Here is a 16,413-nt window from a genome sequence, read left to right on the forward strand (position 1 = left end):
AACCTCCTGACAGGGCGACTTTGTCGCCCTGTATATGCCAAAAAATTAACTCATCAACTCTCTGAGTTTTTCAATACCGGCAGGCTCTGACGCCAGCACCGGAACAAGCGCTATACGGTTAGAGTGCTGATTCTTAACAGCCTCAATCTGAGGCTGTTCCTGACAAGCGCGCTGGCAAAGCAACGGAGAGCGCGTATCCGCAATGGAAAGGCTGTTATTGATAATCCAGCCCCACGGATAAATCCCCGCTCTTTCAAGGTCAGCCTGCAGGTTTGCCGCTTCCAGCACCGGTGTGGTTTCAGGAAGCGTAACAAGCAGAACTTTGGTTCTATCCGGATCCTGAAGCTGCATCATTGGGGTAGTAAAATGACCTTTACTCCCCATTTTTTTGGCAATCTCTCGGTGGTAAGCCCCGGTCGCATCCAGCAGCAATAGCGTGTGTCCCGTAGGGGCGGTATCCATAACAACAAACCGTTTACCCGCTTCACGAATCACCCTGGAAAAGGCCTGAAACACGGCAATTTCTTCAGTACAGGGAGAGCGTAAATCCTCTTCCAGTAGCCGTTTCCCTGCTTCGTCCAGATCTCTTCCCTTCGTCTCAAGAACATGCTGGCGATAGCGTTCGGTTTCATCGTGAGGGTTGATGCTGCTGACCTGCAGGTTTTTGAGGCTGCCGTTCAGCGTTGTACTCAGGTGTGCAGCAGGATCAGAGGTCGTGAGATGCACGTCAAATCCCATGTCTGCCAGCCTGACGGCGATGGCAGCAGCCATCGTGGTTTTCCCTACGCCACCTTTGCCCATCAGCATAATCAGGCCGTGTTCACTGCGAGCGATATCATTGACCAGGCCAGAGAGCGATAAGTTTTCAGGCGTGTACAGGATGTTCGTTACCGGGAGCGGTAATGCCTCAGAATGGGTATCCAGCAGTCCCTTCAATGCTGAAACACCAACCATATTGACTGGCTGTAGTAATAGGGTATCTGTCGGTAGCTCAGATAAACCGGCAGGAAGATTTGCCAGTGCCTCCTGCTCACGTTGCCATATCGCAGCGGCCAGGGCGTCATGTTCAGCTTCGGCTTTAGGCAGCACACCATTAATAACCAGGTACTGGTTTTTCAGGCCAATTGCGGCGAGTTCTTCATGGGTGCGGGCGACTTCCTGCAGCGTAGATTTTTGCAGTCGTGCAACCAGAACCAGGCGGGTACGTTCAGGATCGGATAACGCCTCTACCGCATGAGCATACTGCTCACGCTGCTTTTCCAGCCCAGCCATTGGACCAAGACAGGAAGCACCATCCGGGTTACTTTCGATGAAACTGCTCCAGGCTCCGGGAAGCTGAAGAAGGCGAATCGTGTGGCCCGTCGGCGCTGTATCAAAAATGATGTGATCGAAACGGGTCAGCAGGGAAGCGTCTGTCAATAAACCGGTGAACTCATCAAACGCCGCAATCTCAGTGGTACAGGCTCCTGAAAGCTGCTCACTGATACTGTTAACAACGTCATCAGGCAACAGACCTTTAATAGGATCAACGATTCTGGCGCGGTATTGCTGGGCGGCTTCCTGCGGGTCAATCTCCAGAGCGGAAAGTCCAGGAGCTGCCGTCACAGGGCGAATGGTGTTACCGATAGCCTGATCGAATACCTGGCCGACATTCGAGGCAGGATCGGTACTGACCAGCAAAACCTGCTTACCCTGTTCGGCAAGGCGGATAGCCGTCGCGCAGGAAATAGAAGTTTTTCCTACGCCTCCCTTGCCAGTAAAAAACAGGTAAGGCGGGATATTCTGTAAGAATTTCATATGTCCTCCTGACATATTCAGCAACAGGAAGTATTACCACCACAGCAGCTGGTGGGAGTTAACCCGACCTTCTCCAGCGGAATACCGAACCAGCGAGCCAGCTCAGCACGTTTTGGGTATCGCCCTGCCATCACCGTTTCACCGTCCAACAGCAGTAGCGGAAGCCCTTCTGCGCCAGATGCTTCGAGGAATGCTTTCGCTTTCTCATTCTGAACAAAGCTCATGGGCTGCTGCGCCAGGTTGTAACGTTCAACCTGTACGCCACGTCCTTTCAGCCACTGCACATCAGCAGAAAAATCAACCAGAATCTGATCGACATCTGAGCCACATACGCCGGTACTGCAGCACATTGCCGGGTCAAACACCGTTAACGTCTTCATTCTAAATACCTCACATTCGTAAAAGCATATATGTCCAGGCAAATTTTTTAGATGCAAACAGCCTTACCGCTACCAGAGCAGTTTGCCGATGCCAGCTTACGGGCGATGGCCTGTACGTCGTCCTGTTGGCTTAACCAGGCCTGCTCAATCACCTGAGCGGCCCAGGAAGGAATATGCGGGGATAAGCGGTAGTGAACCCACTTACCCTGTTTACGGTCCAGCAATAGACCACTTTCCCGGAGCATTGCAAGATGACGGGAGATCTTGGGCTGCGACTGCTCCAACGCCGTGCAAAGATCGCACACGCACAGCTCTCCCATCTCCCTGAGCAGCAGCACGATGCCCAGGCGGGTTTCATCGGAGAGATTTTTGAACAGTTGTAATGCTATGATTTTCATTAAATTTAACGAGGCCTTGAAATTGTGTTGCTTAAAGAACAGAATCAATGCATATGGTAAAGCATATATTTATGATCATAGTAGACCCTTCGTTTCACCAAATCAACTAATAGATCTGCTGCAAAAAATGAGCAAAATTAGGTTGCATACTTTACGTGAAACCTCATTATAAATATGATTTTTTACTTTAAAGAGGGATTTTAAGTTGGAAATATCATATCTGAAACTTAAAGGTTTTAGAAACTTTAAAGATGCACATATCAATTTTAATTCGAACACTCTGATTATCGGAGCTAATGATGTTGGCAAAAGTAATATGCTGCATTCGCTAAGAATGCTATTAGATAAAAGTGTATCAGATTCAGAAATTGAACCAAATGAGCTTGATTTCCATTTAGAAAATGGGAATTCATGTGAAGAGTTTGAGATTATTCTTCATTTTAAAGATATCAATGAAGATGCGGTTCTTTCAATTTTGAAAGGTAATGTCAGTGACTCTGGTGAATCTTTCATTAAGTATGTTGCACAAAAATCTGATCTCAGCTACAAACTTTTTATAGGTGACTCTTTAGAGTCTTTACAAGAAATTAACTCTCGTTATTATCTTAAGTTCGTTAATCTAAAATATATTCAGTCACAACGAGATTTAGAAAGATTTATCCGCAAAGAAAAAAGACAACTCTTAAAAATTGCCCAACAATCATTGAACTCTGATGAAAGAAAAGAAGATGAAGATTTATTAGGAGAGATAAGTACAGATTTGCAGTTGATCAATGATAAAATATCTCAGCTTGTATATGTAGAAAGAGCTACAAAAGAAGTCAACGATGAGTTGAAAAAACTTGCACATCATTATTCAGAGTATTCTGTGCAACTAGATACTGGGGCAATTGGAATAAATGATTTAATTGATAATCTACAACTTGGAGCTAATACAAATGGTTCTAACGTAATGCTTGGAGGAGACGGACGGAACAATCAAATATTATTAGCATTATGGAAAGCGAAAAGTATTAAGGAACATGATATCGATAACGAAGTCATCTTCTATGTTATCGAAGAACCTGAAGCACACCTACACCCTCACCAACAAAGAAAATTGGCTGATTATTTGATAGCTGAACTCCCAGGTCAAACGATCATTTCATCACATTCTCCCCAAATAGCGGTAAACTTTGAGCCAGACTCTATAATAAGATTGCTTGACCGTGGGGGACACACTGTAGCCGCAAGTGAAGGATGCTCAAAAGGTATTTCAGATGGCTGGGAGGATATGAGCTATCGGATGAGTATATTACCAGCAGAATCATTTTTTTCAAATGGCGTTTTCTTAATCGAAGGGCCATCCGAAATTTTGTTTTATCATTCCTTAGCTAAAAGTTTGAAAATTGACCTAGATTATTTAAATATTTCATTGATTTCAGTTGATGGAATATCATTTAAAATATACGCAGCAATTCTAGATGCTTTAGAAATTCCATGGGTAATGCGCACTGATAACGATGTATCAAAGCTAAAAGATAAAGAAAAGTGGCACTATGCAGGGATTAATCGATGTTTAGATATAGCTGGTATAGAAAAGTTTGAGCATAGCGACAAAAAAATATCTTCTCAAGATACTCTTGCTAACGGTGATTGGCAAAAAGTTTCTGATGAAGTGAATAGATCTGGAATATATTTATCAAAAATTGATTTGGAAACTGATCTTGTAGAAGAATTAGGTGCTTCAATATTAGATGCACTAGATAAAAAAAATAACCAAAGCGCAATAGAATATTTACAAAAGAAAAAAGCAATAAGAATGCGTATACTTCTTAAGAAAATTAAAAATGACCTTGATAAACTTAGTATGGGTGATTTGGTTAAACCGTTACACCATCTTGTAAAAATAGTTAAAGGTGAATGAAATGAGCGTTTTTTCACCAACCACTCAGCAAGCATCAGCCATTGACTACCCTAAAAGTATGGTAATAACAGCATGCCCTGGTAGCGGTAAAACTACAGTTATAAAAGAGAAAATTAGAAATATTACCGGTTGTCTTCCTGAGCATAAAGGAGTCATTGCTATTACTTTTACAAGGAAAGCAAGTGCAGAACTAGAGCGTAGATGTAAGGCCGATGGGCACGATATAAAACATAGTTTTTTTGGTACGATTGATAGCTTTTGCTTAAATGAAATAATCATTCCGTTTCTTCCCAAAATATGGGGTGGCAAACCAACAGAATGTAAAGTACTTAAGAAATTAGATTCTCCTTATAAATATTACTTAAAGGAGGATTTTTTTGGAACACCATCAATTGTTAATGTCAATGAAGACGCTGGCTATAAGAGACTGTATGATGAGGGAATGCTGTGGATGAGTTCATTTGCTGCCTTATCTTTAAAAATACTCAATGAATCTCCTGCAGCACAACGATATATAAAAGCGAGATATAGCCATATATTTATAGATGAATATCAAGACTCATCCTTATCACAGCATCAATTATTTTTAAAAATAAATGAGATCGGTTTATGTTCTATTGCTGTTGGTGATGTTTGGCAATCAATTTATGAGTTTCGAGGTGGAAATGCAGAGTTGTTACTTGACTTGGTTAGAGATAAAAGTATTTTTGAGCATTTTGAGATAAATTTAAATCATAGATGTCATTCATCAATAATTAATTATGCATCTCGACTACTAGATTCAAATTTCGTATTATTGCCAAGTGAAAGTATTAATGTTTATAGGAAGAGATTGCCTGGAAATCTTAAAGATGTTTCGATGACATTATCATCATGGATTTCAAAATGGTTAAATGTAGGTCAATGGGGCGTGGAGCAAGCAAGCCAAATAGCTATTTTTGCAAGAAAAGAACAGTCATTACTATTGCTATGCTCGGGATTGACATCAAATTTCAGGGTTTATATTGATACGCCATTAGATAAATTGGGCACAGAATGTTCAGATTTATATAAAGATCTTCTAGCGTATAGATACAAGGCAATAGGTACTGCGCAAGAATTAATTAATAAAGTATTTGATGGCTTAATCATGAATGACAACCATCAGTTTTTATTAAGGAAAAAAATTAAAATTCTCAGGAGTAATCTAACTGATGAGGAACTAATTAATTACTTCCATGAAATCGCTGGAATGCTAAACATTCAGTTTACTGAATCTAATGATAATGCAGTTTTGGAAATTATATCAGATGGTATGTACTTAAAGCAGTTTATGCCATTAGATAAAAATGAAGTTCAAGTAATGACACTTCACAAGTCTAAAGGACTTGAATTTAAAATAGTATTACATTTGGATATGGATGAATGGTCTTTTCCATATAGATTAGTAAATGAGGTTGATAGAAATATAGCACTTTATCCCAGTCTTCCACAAGAAACAAACCTTCATTACGTTGGTATTACAAGAGCTGAGAAATGCTGCGTATTAATTAATGCAGAGTTACGCCAAAACTCGACTGGGGCATTTAAGAAGTCTGAAGCATCTTACTTTTTTAAATTGCCCCAACTAGAGGGTCTTTATCGTTAGAAAATACAGGTGCATATTTTAATATGCACCATATTTGTTCTTATCTGCTTTAAATACCCACAATGGCTTATACATTAATAAAGATAATTAACATATTACATATTAATGGTTTTTAGGTCTGGAAAGTATACTGAACTATCTCTATCAACAATAAGGTTGTCAAGATAGTTCCCATACCACTGCATCATCTCCCTACGCCCCTCCAAATACTGCGCATGGTTGTAAGTCCCACGTATCGCGTTCTTATCCACATGTGCTAGCTGCGTTTCTATCCACGCTGAGTTAAAACCTTCTTCATGGAGGATGGTACTCATCGTGTGGCGGAAACCATGTCCTGTCAGCCTTCCTTTATATCCCAATAACTCAATAACCTGATTAACGCTTTCCTTTGAGATCGGCTTCGTTCGATCGTTACGTCCGACGAATACCAGTGGGTATAGCCCGGTAATAGGTTTAAGTGACTCAAAAAGTTCGACAACCTGATCCGACATCGGAACGATGTGTGGTCGTTTCATCTTCATCACTTCAGCAGGGATCTCCCAAAGCCGCTTTTCAAAATTGATATCCTCCCAGCGGGCAAAACGTAATTCCTGGGTTCGTACCCCTGTAAGCATGATGATTTGAGTCGCAGTCTTGGTAATAACGCTACCGGTGTAACCGGCAAGATCCCTAAGAAAGTGAGGGAGTTCTTCGGCTGTCAGGAATGGAAAATGTGTTTTCTTTGGTGTTGCGAGGGCTGTGGCGAGATCGGGTGCTGGATTGTATTCAGCGCGTCCGGTCACAATCGCATGACGGAAAACTTCACCGCAGCGCTGTCTGACTTTGCGCATCTTTTCTAATGCACCACGCTTTTCCATACGACGAAGGGTTTCCAGCAATTCCATGGGCTTAATTTCAGCTATAGGGCGCTTACCGATGTAGGGGAAAATATCCTTTTCAAAGGTATCAATAATTTCATCGCGATAGCGTAATGACCAACGATCCGCTCTCAACTGATGCCATTCACGGGCAATAGCTTCGAAGGTATTTTCATAGTTAAGCTTTTGGGCAATTTTCTCTGCTTTCTTTACTTCACCGGGATCGCTTCCGGCAGACAGCAGCTTTTTCGCAGCATCACGCTTTTCGCGTGCTTGAGCGAGAGAAATCTCGGGATAAACGCCGAAAGCAAGACGCTTTTCTTTACCTGCGTAGCGATACTTTAAACGCCAGTAACGTGAGCCGTTGGTAGTTACTTCAAGGTAGAGGCCGCCACCATCAGATAGCTTATACGGCTTCTCTTTGGGTTTGGCTGTATCAATTTGTCTGACTGTTAGCTTCATTGGGGGCATCTCAAAATAGGGCTATAAATCATGCCCCCCATTATGCCCCCAGAATGCACTTGATTCTGGTAGAGACAGTAGACCTCGGGAGAACATAATCAGCTTTAATTGCGGGTATTATAGGGGATTTACTTGAGACAGTGGAGTTCAGTAGAGGCTAATTGGCGGAAGATCACAGGAGTCGAACCTGCCCGGGAACGCTGGCGCCCCCAACTGGATTTGAAGTCCAGCCACCTCACCGGAGATGACGATCTTCCGCGCCTGCATTGCTACATGGAGGCGGGGCGCATTATAGCTACTTTCAGGCATTTACCACATACCCCACACCACTTTTTTCACCTCTCTTTTGACCTGCATACCCCTGTTTCGGTTAATTCTTAAGAAAATCTTCAGGTTAGCCTTTCGTGCTCCCAACATTTACCGCGATCACAAAAAACAAGAAACGTAATCTGCTAACCAGAAAACGCAATACCCGCCTTTGAAACAATGGTTTAAAACCAATGCAACCGGTCTCAGCGCCCCCTACAGCGTGAAGGATATAAAAAGATGAGCGAAGTATTGTCAGTAAAAGAGAAGATTGGCTACGGCATGGGAGACGCCGCCAGCCACATCATTTTTGATAACGTCATGCTTTATATGATGTTTTTCTACACCGATATTTTTGGTATTCCCGCCGGGTTTGTCGGCACCATGTTCCTGCTGGCGCGCGCGCTGGATGCGATCTCCGACCCGTGCATGGGCCTGATCGCCGACCGCACCCGCAGCCGCTGGGGCAAGTTCCGTCCGTGGATTTTGTTCGGCGCTATTCCGTTTGGCATCGTCTGCGTGCTGGCCTACACCACGCCGGACCTCAGCCTCAACGGTAAAATGGTTTACGCCGCCGTTACCTACACCCTGCTGACCCTGCTCTATACCGTGGTCAACATCCCTTACTGCGCGCTGGGCGGCGTGATCACCAACGACCCGACGCAGCGTATCTCTCTCCAGTCCTGGCGCTTTGTGCTGGCGACGGCGGGCGGCATGCTCTCCACGGTGCTGATGATGCCGCTGGTGAACCTGATTGGCGGGGATGACAAAGCCTTCGGCTTCCAGGGCGGGATCGCCGTGCTGTCGGTGGTCGCGTTCCTGATGCTGGCGTTCTGCTTCTTCACCACCAAAGAGCGCATCCAGGTGCCGCCGAGCACCACCTCTATGCGGGAAGATCTGCGCGACATCTGGCAAAACGACCAGTGGCGCATCGTCGGCGTGCTCACCATCCTCAACATTCTCGCCGTCTGCGTGCGCGGGGGCGCGATGATGTACTACTGCACCTGGATCATGGGCTCGCCGGAAGTATTCGTCGCATTCCTCACCACCTACTGCGTCGGCAACCTGATTGGCTCCGCGCTGGCAAAACCGCTCACCGACTGGAAGTGCAAGGTCAGCATCTTCTGGTGGACCAACGCCGCGCTGGCGGTGGTCAGCGTGGCGATGTTCTTCGTGCCGATGCATGCCACCGTGCTGATGTTCGGCTTCATCTTCGTTATCGGCGTGCTGCACCAGCTGGTGACGCCGATTCAGTGGGTAATGATGTCCGATACCGTCGACTACGGCGAATGGACTAACGGCAAGCGCCTGACCGGCATCAGCTTTGCGGGCACGCTGTTCGTGCTGAAGCTCGGCCTGGCGCTGGGCGGGGCGATGATCGGCTGGATGCTGGCAGGTGGGGGCTACGACGCGGCAGCCAAAACCCAGAACAGCGCAACCATCAGCATCATTATCGGCCTGTTTACGCTGGCTCCGGCGATCTGCTACGTGCTGAGCGCCATCATCGCCAAACGCTTCTACATGCTGAAAACGCCATTCCTGACCAAAATCCTGCGCGAGCTGGCGCAGGGCGCGCGCCGCAATCAGCAGGAGTTTGAAAACCTGCCGGTCAGCAAAGAATTGCAGAACTAAGAGGACGTAAGCATGAAAATCAGTGATGGAAACTGGCTTATTCAACCGGGCCTGAATGTGACCTATCCGGTGCAGGTGTTCGACGTGGAGCAGCAGGGCAATGACCTGGTGGTGTATGTGGCGCCGCGTGACGTGCGCGAACGCACCTGGCAGCTCGACACGTTGATGTTCACGGTGCGCCTGTTTGCCCCGCAGGAAGGGATTGTCGGGGTGCGCATTGAGCACTTCCAGGGTGCGCTGAATAACGGTCCGCACTATCCGCTGAACGTTCTGAAGGATGTAAAAGTTGAGATTGAAAACAACGCCGAATTTGCCGAGCTGAAAAGCGGCAGCGTTAGCGTGCGCGTTACCAAAGGCGAGTTCTGGGCGCTGGATTTCCTGCGCAACGGCCAGCGCATTACCGGCAGCCAGCTGAAAAACAACGGCTACGTGCAGGACAGCAATACCGATCGCAACTATGTGTTTGAACGTCTGGATCTGGGCGTGGGGGAAACGGTCTACGGCCTGGGCGAGCGCTTTACCGCCCTGGTGCGCAACGGCCAGACGGTCGAAACCTGGAACCGCGACGGCGGCACCAGCACCGAGCAATCCTACAAAAACATCCCGTTCTACCTGACCAACCGCGGCTACGGCGTACTGGTGAATCACCCGGAAAACGTCTCGTTTGAAGTCGGCTCCGAGAAAGTGTCCAAAGTGCAGTTCAGCGTGGAAGGGGAATATCTCGAGTACTTCGTGATCGACGGCCCGACGCCGAAAGAAGTGCTGAGCCGCTATACCCGCTTTACCGGCCGTCCGGCGCTGCCGCCTGCGTGGTCGTTCGGCCTGTGGCTGACCACCTCCTTCACCACTAACTATGACGAAGCGACGGTGAACAGCTTTATCGACGGCATGGCCGAGCGCGACCTGCCGCTGCACGTGTTCCACTTCGACTGCTTCTGGATGAAGGCCTTCCAGTGGTGCGATTTCGAGTGGGACCCGGTGACCTTCCCGGATCCGGAAGGGATGATCCGCCGCCTGAAAGAGAAAGGGCTGAAGGTCTGCGTGTGGATCAACCCGTACATCGGCCAGAAATCGCCGATCTTCCGGGAGCTGAAAGAGAAGGGCTACCTGCTGAAGCGCCCGGACGGCTCCCTGTGGCAGTGGGACAAATGGCAGCCGGGGCTGGCGATCTACGACTTCACCAACCCGGACGCGTGCAGGTGTTATGCGGACAAACTGAAAGGCCTGGTGGAGATCGGCGTCGACTGCTTCAAGACCGACTTCGGCGAGCGTATCCCGACGGAGGTCCAGTGGTTTGACGGTTCCGATCCGCAGAAGATGCATAACCATTACGCCTACATCTACAACGAACTGGTGTGGAACGTGCTGAAAGAGACGGTGGGAGAAGAAGAGGCGGTGCTGTTTGCCCGTTCTGCCTCCGTGGGTGCGCAACAGTTCCCGGTACACTGGGGTGGCGACTGCTACGCCAACTATGAGTCGATGGCCGAAAGCCTGCGCGGCGGGCTGTCGATTGGGCTGTCCGGCTTCGGGTTCTGGAGCCACGATATCGGCGGGTTCGAAAACACCGCTCCGGCGCACGTCTACAAACGCTGGTGCGCGTTCGGGCTGTTCTCCAGCCACAGCCGCCTGCACGGCAGCAAATCCTACCGCGTGCCGTGGGTGTACGATGACGAGTCCTGCGATGTGGTGCGCCACTTCACGCAGCTGAAATGCCAGCTGATGCCGTACCTGTATCGTCAGGCGGCGCTGGCGCACGAGTTCGGCACGCCGATGCTGCGGGCGATGATGCTGGAGTTCCCGGACGATCCGGCGTGCGATTACCTCGACCGCCAGTACATGTTGGGGGATTCAATGATGGTGGCGCCGGTGTTCTCCGAGGCGGGTGACGTGCAGTTTTACCTGCCGGATGGGCGCTGGACGCACCTGTGGCACAACGATGAAATCGAGGGTAGCCGCTGGCATAAGCAGCAGCACGATTTCCTGAGCCTGCCGGTCTATGTGCGCGACAACACGCTGCTGGCGCTCGGCAATAATAACCAGAAGCCGGACTATGCGTGGCACGAGGAGACGGCCTTCCAGCTCTTCAACCTGAGCGATGGCGCAACGGCGGTGAGTGAAGTGCCTGCGGCGGACGGTTCTGTAGTGTTTGCGCTGAAGGCGTCACGTCAGGGCGAAGTCGTGACCTTTACCGGCGCGGGAGATGCGCAAAACTGGTCGGTATGCTTGCGCAACGTGCAGAAGGTCGGCGGCGTAAAAGGCGGTTCACATACGGGCAGCGAATGGGGTGTGGTGGTGAAAGCCGAGGGGGATGAGGTGGTGGTTCACCTCTGAGCTGGAAAAATGCCCGGTGGCGCTTCGCTTACCGGGCCTACATTAGATCGTAGGCCGGGTAAGGCGAAGCCGCCACCCGGCTATTTACTGTGCCGGAGCCACCGTCGACACCATCCCGCCGGTCATCGTCTGTTGTACCTGCCGTTTATCCATATTCACCGCGCTCAGCTTCCCATTCACCGTCGGCTTCAGCGGCGCATTGGCCTGCACGCTGCCGCTGGCGGTGAGCTGAATATTGCCGTCGCCCGCAATCGGCAGCGCTGGCCAGCCCCACTGCTGCAAAACGTTGAGTGGTACACCGCGCCCGTTCAGGCTCACGGTGGTTTGTCGCTGTGGCAGCTGTGACACGGTGGCGGTTGCTTCCAGGATCCCTTTCTCGGTAAAGGCGCTCAGATCGGTAATATTTACCGTTGCGGCGTTGGCATTCAGCGCCAGCGACGGGCGACGCACGTCGACGCGGTTAAAGGTTGCTGCCGCCCCGTTGAGGGTTGCGTTACCGCCCCACACGCCCCACTTGTGATCCTGCGCCAGCCGCAGATTAGCGCCATAACCGTCGAGGGAGGTGATCTGCCACGGGAACGCCGGATCGATGTCGATCACCAGGTTGCGGCTCAGGCCGAATTTTTTTAGCGTCACGCTGTTCAGCCATGCCGGAAGCGGGTCCATCCACAGCGTTTTCCAGTTTTCCGGAAGCGTATATTCCAGCCCGGCAATGGCAACGTCGTCCAGCACCAGCGCCTGACCCTCGCGCAGCCAGTTGCCGGAGGTGCGCACCATGCCCCCTTCCCAGCGGGAGGTGAACTGACGCAGCGCAATGCCCTGCGGGGAGAATTCCGCATTCAGGATAGGGTCAAACAGATGCAGCGAGCCGTAGATAAATTCGCTGGCGTTCATGGATAACCGTCCCTTCTGGCTTTGCCAGTCACCTTTACTCAGGGTGAGGTTACGCAGGCTGAGATCGAGGTCGGTTACCGCCCAGTCTGGCCCCTGTAGACGGGCATCGGTCACTTCCAGCCGCCCAATCTGTAACGAAGGCAGGGTGGAGAGAGGGGCGAAGAAATCCAGCAGCGATTTGTCGCTTTGCAGGCGGATCTCATTCAGACGCAGGGTGTTGATAACCCAGCCACCGTCGGCATTACGCAGAGCCGAGCCCGTCAGCGAGCCGCGCGCCATATCGGCACCGATGGTATTCAGCACCACCTCTTTGCCGTTGAGTTGTCCCTGAATCAGCACGTTGTTGGCCGGTATGCCGTTGAGCGTGAGCGACCCGGCGCTCATCTGGATTTGCGCATTTTTTCCCAGTACGTTCCCCGCCTCGGGCTGCCACGGGCTGACGCCGCCGGTCACCTTTTGCGCACTGAGATCCCACTCCGTATTCGGGCTGTTAAAGGCCATGTTATTCAGTTGCAGACGGTCGGCCTGGAACGGCAGCGGCGCCGTCTGCGGCGATAAATTCAGCGTGCCATCGAACAGGGTGATGGCATCCATATGCAGCGGGTCGGTGATCTGGCGGCTGCTTAAGCCAATATCCACTTTTTTAGCGACCAGCGTGGCCGGTTTGCCATCTCGTCCGAAGGTAACGTTTTCCAGAAGGATGTGAGAAGGGGATGAAAAGCGGTGATCCATCAGGTCAAAGTTGAGCTCGTAATCGGTATTCACCGTGATCCAGCTGCTGACCTGCGATGCGCCCCAGCGGGTCTGGAGCAGAAAATAAAAGGCGAGCACTACAATGAGCAGGGCTACCAGAAGATAGATAAGCAGCTTTCCAATAAATTTCATGGTCTTCCTTCCCGCGAAACGCACATAAGGGTGTTATGCACGATTTATGCGCAATGCTCAAGGCGGGAATGGTGTAAAGAGATGTCACGGCAGGCATTGACAGCCTGCCGTGTGGGGATCAGTTCTTTTCAGGCGGGAAAATGAGATTCAGCACAATAGCGGTAATACCGCCCGCGGCGATGCCGGAAGAGAGCAGGTTTTTCACCCAGTCCGGGGCAAACTGCAAAATCATCGGCTGCTGGGAGACGCCAAGCCCTACGGCGAGAGACAGCGCAATAATCATGATTGCGCGGCGGTTCAGCGGCTCGCGGGAGACGATACGCACGCCAGAGGCCGCGATGGTACCGAACATGACCAGCGTCGCGCCGCCCAGCACCGGCTCAGGGATGTGCTGCACAAACCCGCTCACCGCCGGGAACAGGCCGAGGACCACCAGCATCAGCGCTACCACGAAGCCCACGTAGCGGCTGGCCACGCCGGTCAGCTGGATCACGCCGTTGTTCTGGCCAAAGCAGGAGTTCGGGAAGGTGTTGAACACCGCCGAGACAAACGAGTTCAGTCCGTTCGCCAGCACGCCGCCTTTCAGACGTTTCATGTACAGCGGGCCGGAGACCGGCTGCTCGGACACGTCGGAGGTGGCGGTGATATCGCCAATGGTTTCCAGCGAAGTGATCATAAAGACCAGCATCAGCGGCAGGAGCAGACTCCAGTCAATGCCCAGGCCGTAGTAGAGCGGCGTTGGCACGGTAATCAACGCGCTGTTGGTTGGGGTGGTGTTTTCCGGCAGCATGCCCAGCGCCCACGCCAGCAGGTAACCGGCCGCCATGGCGATCACCAGCGATGCCACGCGCAGGTACGGGTTACGCTGGCGGTTAAGCAGAATAATGATCGCCAGCACCACGCCTGCCAGCAGCAGGTTTTTCGGCGCGCCGAAGGTATGGTCGCTCATTGCCGCGTAGCCGCCCCCGATGGAGGTCAGACCCACCTGGATCAGTGACAGGCCGATAATCATCACCACCACGCCGGAGACCAGCGGGGTGATCACCCGGCGCGCCAGGTGCAGAACGCGGGAAATGATCATCTCTGTGCAGCTTGCCAGCATCAGGGTGCCGAAAAGCGCCGCCATCATCGTCGGGACATCTGCGCCGCCGGTTTTCAGTGCCGTACCGCCCATGATCAGCGGCGCCACAAAGTTAAAGCTGGTGCCCTGAATCGACAGCAAACCCGAGCCCACCGGACCCCAGGCTTTAATTTGAATGATGGAGGCCACGCCGGAAGCGAACAGAGACATACTGATGATGTGTTGCGTATCCTGCGCCGGTAACCCCAGCGCCTGGCAAATCAGCAGAGCCGGCGTGATGACCGCAACGAACATCGCCAGCAGGTGCTGGCAGGCGGCAAACAGGGTTTGAGGCAGCGGGGGACGATCTTCAAGGCGGTAAATCAGTTCGCTGTTTTGCTTCTGCGCAATCGGTTGCGCATCAGCAGACTCCAGAGTGTTAACAGACATCGGCGGCAATCCCACGGTGGAAAAGCGGGCATTCTAGCTGACCACCTGGTAAAAGCAAACGATTGCCAGCAAAAAAAAGAGAGAAAATCTGCCGGTGTGAGCAGGTTTTCTACAACGAACAGGAAAAAAAAATTACACTTTTCGCGCCGGCGGCTCATGACGAGCATCACCCGGCCCAGGATAACGCCGCGTGTGTATGGAACACGCGCATAACAGGAGCCTTTTATGATTCATCTCGATACGTTGTCGACCCTTGTTGCCGCAACGCTGGTTCTTCTGCTTGGTCGCAAGCTGGTACACAGTGTTTCCTTTCTGAAAAAGTACACCATTCCTGAACCTGTCGCCGGTGGATTGCTGGTGGCGCTGGCCCTGCTGGTACTGAAAAAAAGCATGGGCTGGGAAATAGATTTTGATATGTCCCTGAAAGATCCGTTGATGCTGGCCTTCTTTGCTACTATCGGCCTGAACGCTAACCTCGCAAGCCTGCGTTCGGGCGGCAAGGTGCTGGGCGTGTTTCTGATTGTTGTGGTGGGCCTGCTGCTGATGCAAAACGCCATCGGCATCGGTATGGCGTCGCTGCTGGGGCTGGATCCGCTGATGGGTCTGCTGGCGGGGTCGATTACCCTGTCAGGTGGCCACGGAACGGGCGCGGCGTGGAGCAAGCTGTTCATCGAACGCTATGGCTTTGAAAACGCAACGGAAGTGGCAATGGCCTGCGCGACCTTTGGCCTGGTGCTTGGCGGGCTGATTGGCGGCCCGGTGGCGCGCTATCTGGTGAAACACTCCACCACGCCGGAAGGCAGGCCAGACGATGAAATGGTGCCGACCGCATTTGAAAAACCGGACGTTGGCCGCAGCATCACCTCGCTGGTGATGATTGAAACCATCGCCATGATTGCCATCTGCCTTACCGTGGGCAAAATCGTTGCGCAATGGCTGGCGGGAACGGCTTTCGAACTGCCAACCTTTGTCTGCGTGCTGTTTATCGGGGTGATCCTGAGCAACGGTCTGGCGCAGATGGGCTTCTACCGCGTCTTTGAGCGCGCAGTGTCCGTGCTGGGGAACGTCAGCCTGTCGCTGTTCCTGGCGATGGCGCTGATGAGCCTCAAGCTGTGGGAAATGGCCTCGCTGGCGCTGCCGATGGTGGCGATCCTGGCGGTGCAGGCCGTGTTCATGGCGCTGTATGCCATCTTTGTTACCTGGCGCATGATGGGCAAAAACTATGATGCGGCGGTACTGGCTGCGGGTCACTGTGGATTTGGTCTGGGAGCGACGCCAACGGCCATCGCGAATATGCAGGCGATCACCGAACGGTTCGGCCCGTCGCACATGGCGTTTCTGGTGGTGCCGATGGTGGGCGCATTCTTCATTGATATCGTCAACGCGCTGGTCATTAAGCTCTACCTGATGCTGCCGATGTTTGGCTGA

At 51.0% G+C, this 16,413-nt stretch carries 11 protein-coding genes and 1 tRNA gene; 5 read left to right on the forward strand and 7 right to left on the reverse strand.

Annotated features, from left to right (window positions below; all coding sequences use genetic code 11):
- Positions 1-45: 45 nt before the first annotated feature.
- Genes arsA through arsR form a run of 3 tightly spaced genes read right to left on the reverse strand, consistent with a single transcriptional unit; the run spans position 46 to position 2,575 of the window.
- Positions 46-1,797, reverse strand: coding sequence for an arsenite efflux transporter ATPase subunit ArsA (gene arsA / locus AC4OVU_RS22965; protein WP_046377360.1), 1,752 nt, complete (start codon positions 1,795-1,797; stop codon positions 46-48).
- Between the two features lie 17 nt (positions 1,798-1,814).
- Positions 1,815-2,177 (reverse strand): arsenite efflux transporter metallochaperone ArsD, encoded by a 363-nt coding sequence (gene arsD / locus AC4OVU_RS22970; protein ID WP_044599769.1) that lies wholly within the window; start codon positions 2,175-2,177, stop codon positions 1,815-1,817.
- 47 nt (positions 2,178-2,224) lie between these two features.
- On the reverse strand, positions 2,225-2,575 hold the full coding sequence (gene arsR / locus AC4OVU_RS22975) for an As(III)-sensing metalloregulatory transcriptional repressor ArsR (RefSeq protein WP_039272869.1): 351 nt from the start codon (positions 2,573-2,575) through the stop codon (positions 2,225-2,227).
- A 205-nt stretch (positions 2,576-2,780) separates the two neighbouring features.
- Between arsR and AC4OVU_RS22980 the strand changes: the two genes are divergently transcribed.
- Positions 2,781-4,481 carry an ATP-dependent nuclease gene (locus AC4OVU_RS22980; RefSeq protein WP_491928793.1) on the forward strand — a complete coding sequence of 567 codons (1,701 nt, stop codon included), beginning with the start codon at positions 2,781-2,783 and terminating at the stop codon, positions 4,479-4,481.
- Position 4,482: 1 nt separating this feature from the next.
- On the forward strand, positions 4,483-6,108 hold the full coding sequence (locus AC4OVU_RS22985) for a UvrD-helicase domain-containing protein (RefSeq protein ID WP_044599768.1): 1,626 nt from the start codon (positions 4,483-4,485) through the stop codon (positions 6,106-6,108).
- A gap of 95 nt (positions 6,109-6,203) precedes the next feature.
- Here AC4OVU_RS22985 and AC4OVU_RS22990 read toward each other — a convergent pair whose 3' ends face one another.
- Both AC4OVU_RS22990 and AC4OVU_RS22995 read right to left on the reverse strand, forming a co-directional pair.
- Positions 6,204-7,427, reverse strand: coding sequence for a tyrosine-type recombinase/integrase (locus AC4OVU_RS22990; RefSeq protein WP_044599767.1), 1,224 nt, complete (start codon positions 7,425-7,427; stop codon positions 6,204-6,206).
- A 162-nt stretch (positions 7,428-7,589) separates the two neighbouring features.
- Positions 7,590-7,684: transfer RNA gene (locus AC4OVU_RS22995), tRNA-Sec, on the reverse strand.
- A 289-nt stretch (positions 7,685-7,973) separates the two neighbouring features.
- Between AC4OVU_RS22995 and AC4OVU_RS23000 the strand changes: the two genes are divergently transcribed.
- Positions 7,974-9,365: a glycoside-pentoside-hexuronide family transporter gene (locus AC4OVU_RS23000; RefSeq protein WP_110292429.1), complete on the forward strand. Its 1,392-nt coding sequence runs from the start codon at positions 7,974-7,976 to the stop codon at positions 9,363-9,365.
- A 12-nt stretch (positions 9,366-9,377) separates the two neighbouring features.
- Positions 9,378-11,696 carry an alpha-xylosidase gene (gene yicI, locus AC4OVU_RS23005; protein ID WP_491928794.1) on the forward strand — a complete coding sequence of 773 codons (2,319 nt, stop codon included), beginning with the start codon at positions 9,378-9,380 and terminating at the stop codon, positions 11,694-11,696.
- Between the two features lie 84 nt (positions 11,697-11,780).
- Here yicI and AC4OVU_RS23010 read toward each other — a convergent pair whose 3' ends face one another.
- Complete coding sequence (locus tag AC4OVU_RS23010) at positions 11,781-13,475, reverse strand: AsmA family protein (protein WP_110292431.1); 1,695 nt, start codon at positions 13,473-13,475, stop codon at positions 11,781-11,783.
- A 118-nt stretch (positions 13,476-13,593) separates the two neighbouring features.
- Complete coding sequence (xanP, locus tag AC4OVU_RS23015) at positions 13,594-14,985, reverse strand: xanthine/proton symporter XanP (RefSeq protein WP_015570053.1); 1,392 nt, start codon at positions 14,983-14,985, stop codon at positions 13,594-13,596.
- 225 nt (positions 14,986-15,210) lie between these two features.
- Between xanP and gltS the strand changes: the two genes are divergently transcribed.
- A complete protein-coding gene (gene gltS / locus AC4OVU_RS23020; RefSeq protein WP_491928795.1) occupies positions 15,211-16,413 on the forward strand; it encodes a sodium/glutamate symporter in 1,203 nt (400 codons plus the stop codon).

Source organism: Enterobacter sp. 6722112, assembly GCF_058661685.1.

Bases quoted from the DNA above. Each gene is read 5' to 3' on its own strand.
- arsA (WP_046377360.1), bottom strand. From the start codon at position 1,797: ATGAAATTCTTACAGAATATCCCGCCTTACCTGTTTTTTACTGGCAAG.
- arsD (WP_044599769.1), bottom strand. From the start codon at position 2,177: ATGAAGACGTTAACGGTGTTTGACCCGGCAATGTGCTGCAGTACCGGC.
- arsR (WP_039272869.1), bottom strand. From the start codon at position 2,575: ATGAAAATCATAGCATTACAACTGTTCAAAAATCTCTCCGATGAAACC.
- AC4OVU_RS22985 (WP_044599768.1), top strand. From the start codon at position 4,483: ATGAGCGTTTTTTCACCAACCACTCAGCAAGCATCAGCCATTGACTAC.
- AC4OVU_RS22990 (WP_044599767.1), bottom strand. From the start codon at position 7,427: ATGAAGCTAACAGTCAGACAAATTGATACAGCCAAACCCAAAGAGAAG.
- AC4OVU_RS23000 (WP_110292429.1), top strand. From the start codon at position 7,974: ATGAGCGAAGTATTGTCAGTAAAAGAGAAGATTGGCTACGGCATGGGA.
- yicI (WP_491928794.1), top strand. From the start codon at position 9,378: ATGAAAATCAGTGATGGAAACTGGCTTATTCAACCGGGCCTGAATGTG.
- AC4OVU_RS23010 (WP_110292431.1), bottom strand. From the start codon at position 13,475: ATGAAATTTATTGGAAAGCTGCTTATCTATCTTCTGGTAGCCCTGCTC.
- xanP (WP_015570053.1), bottom strand. From the start codon at position 14,985: ATGTCTGTTAACACTCTGGAGTCTGCTGATGCGCAACCGATTGCGCAG.
- gltS (WP_491928795.1), top strand. From the start codon at position 15,211: ATGATTCATCTCGATACGTTGTCGACCCTTGTTGCCGCAACGCTGGTT.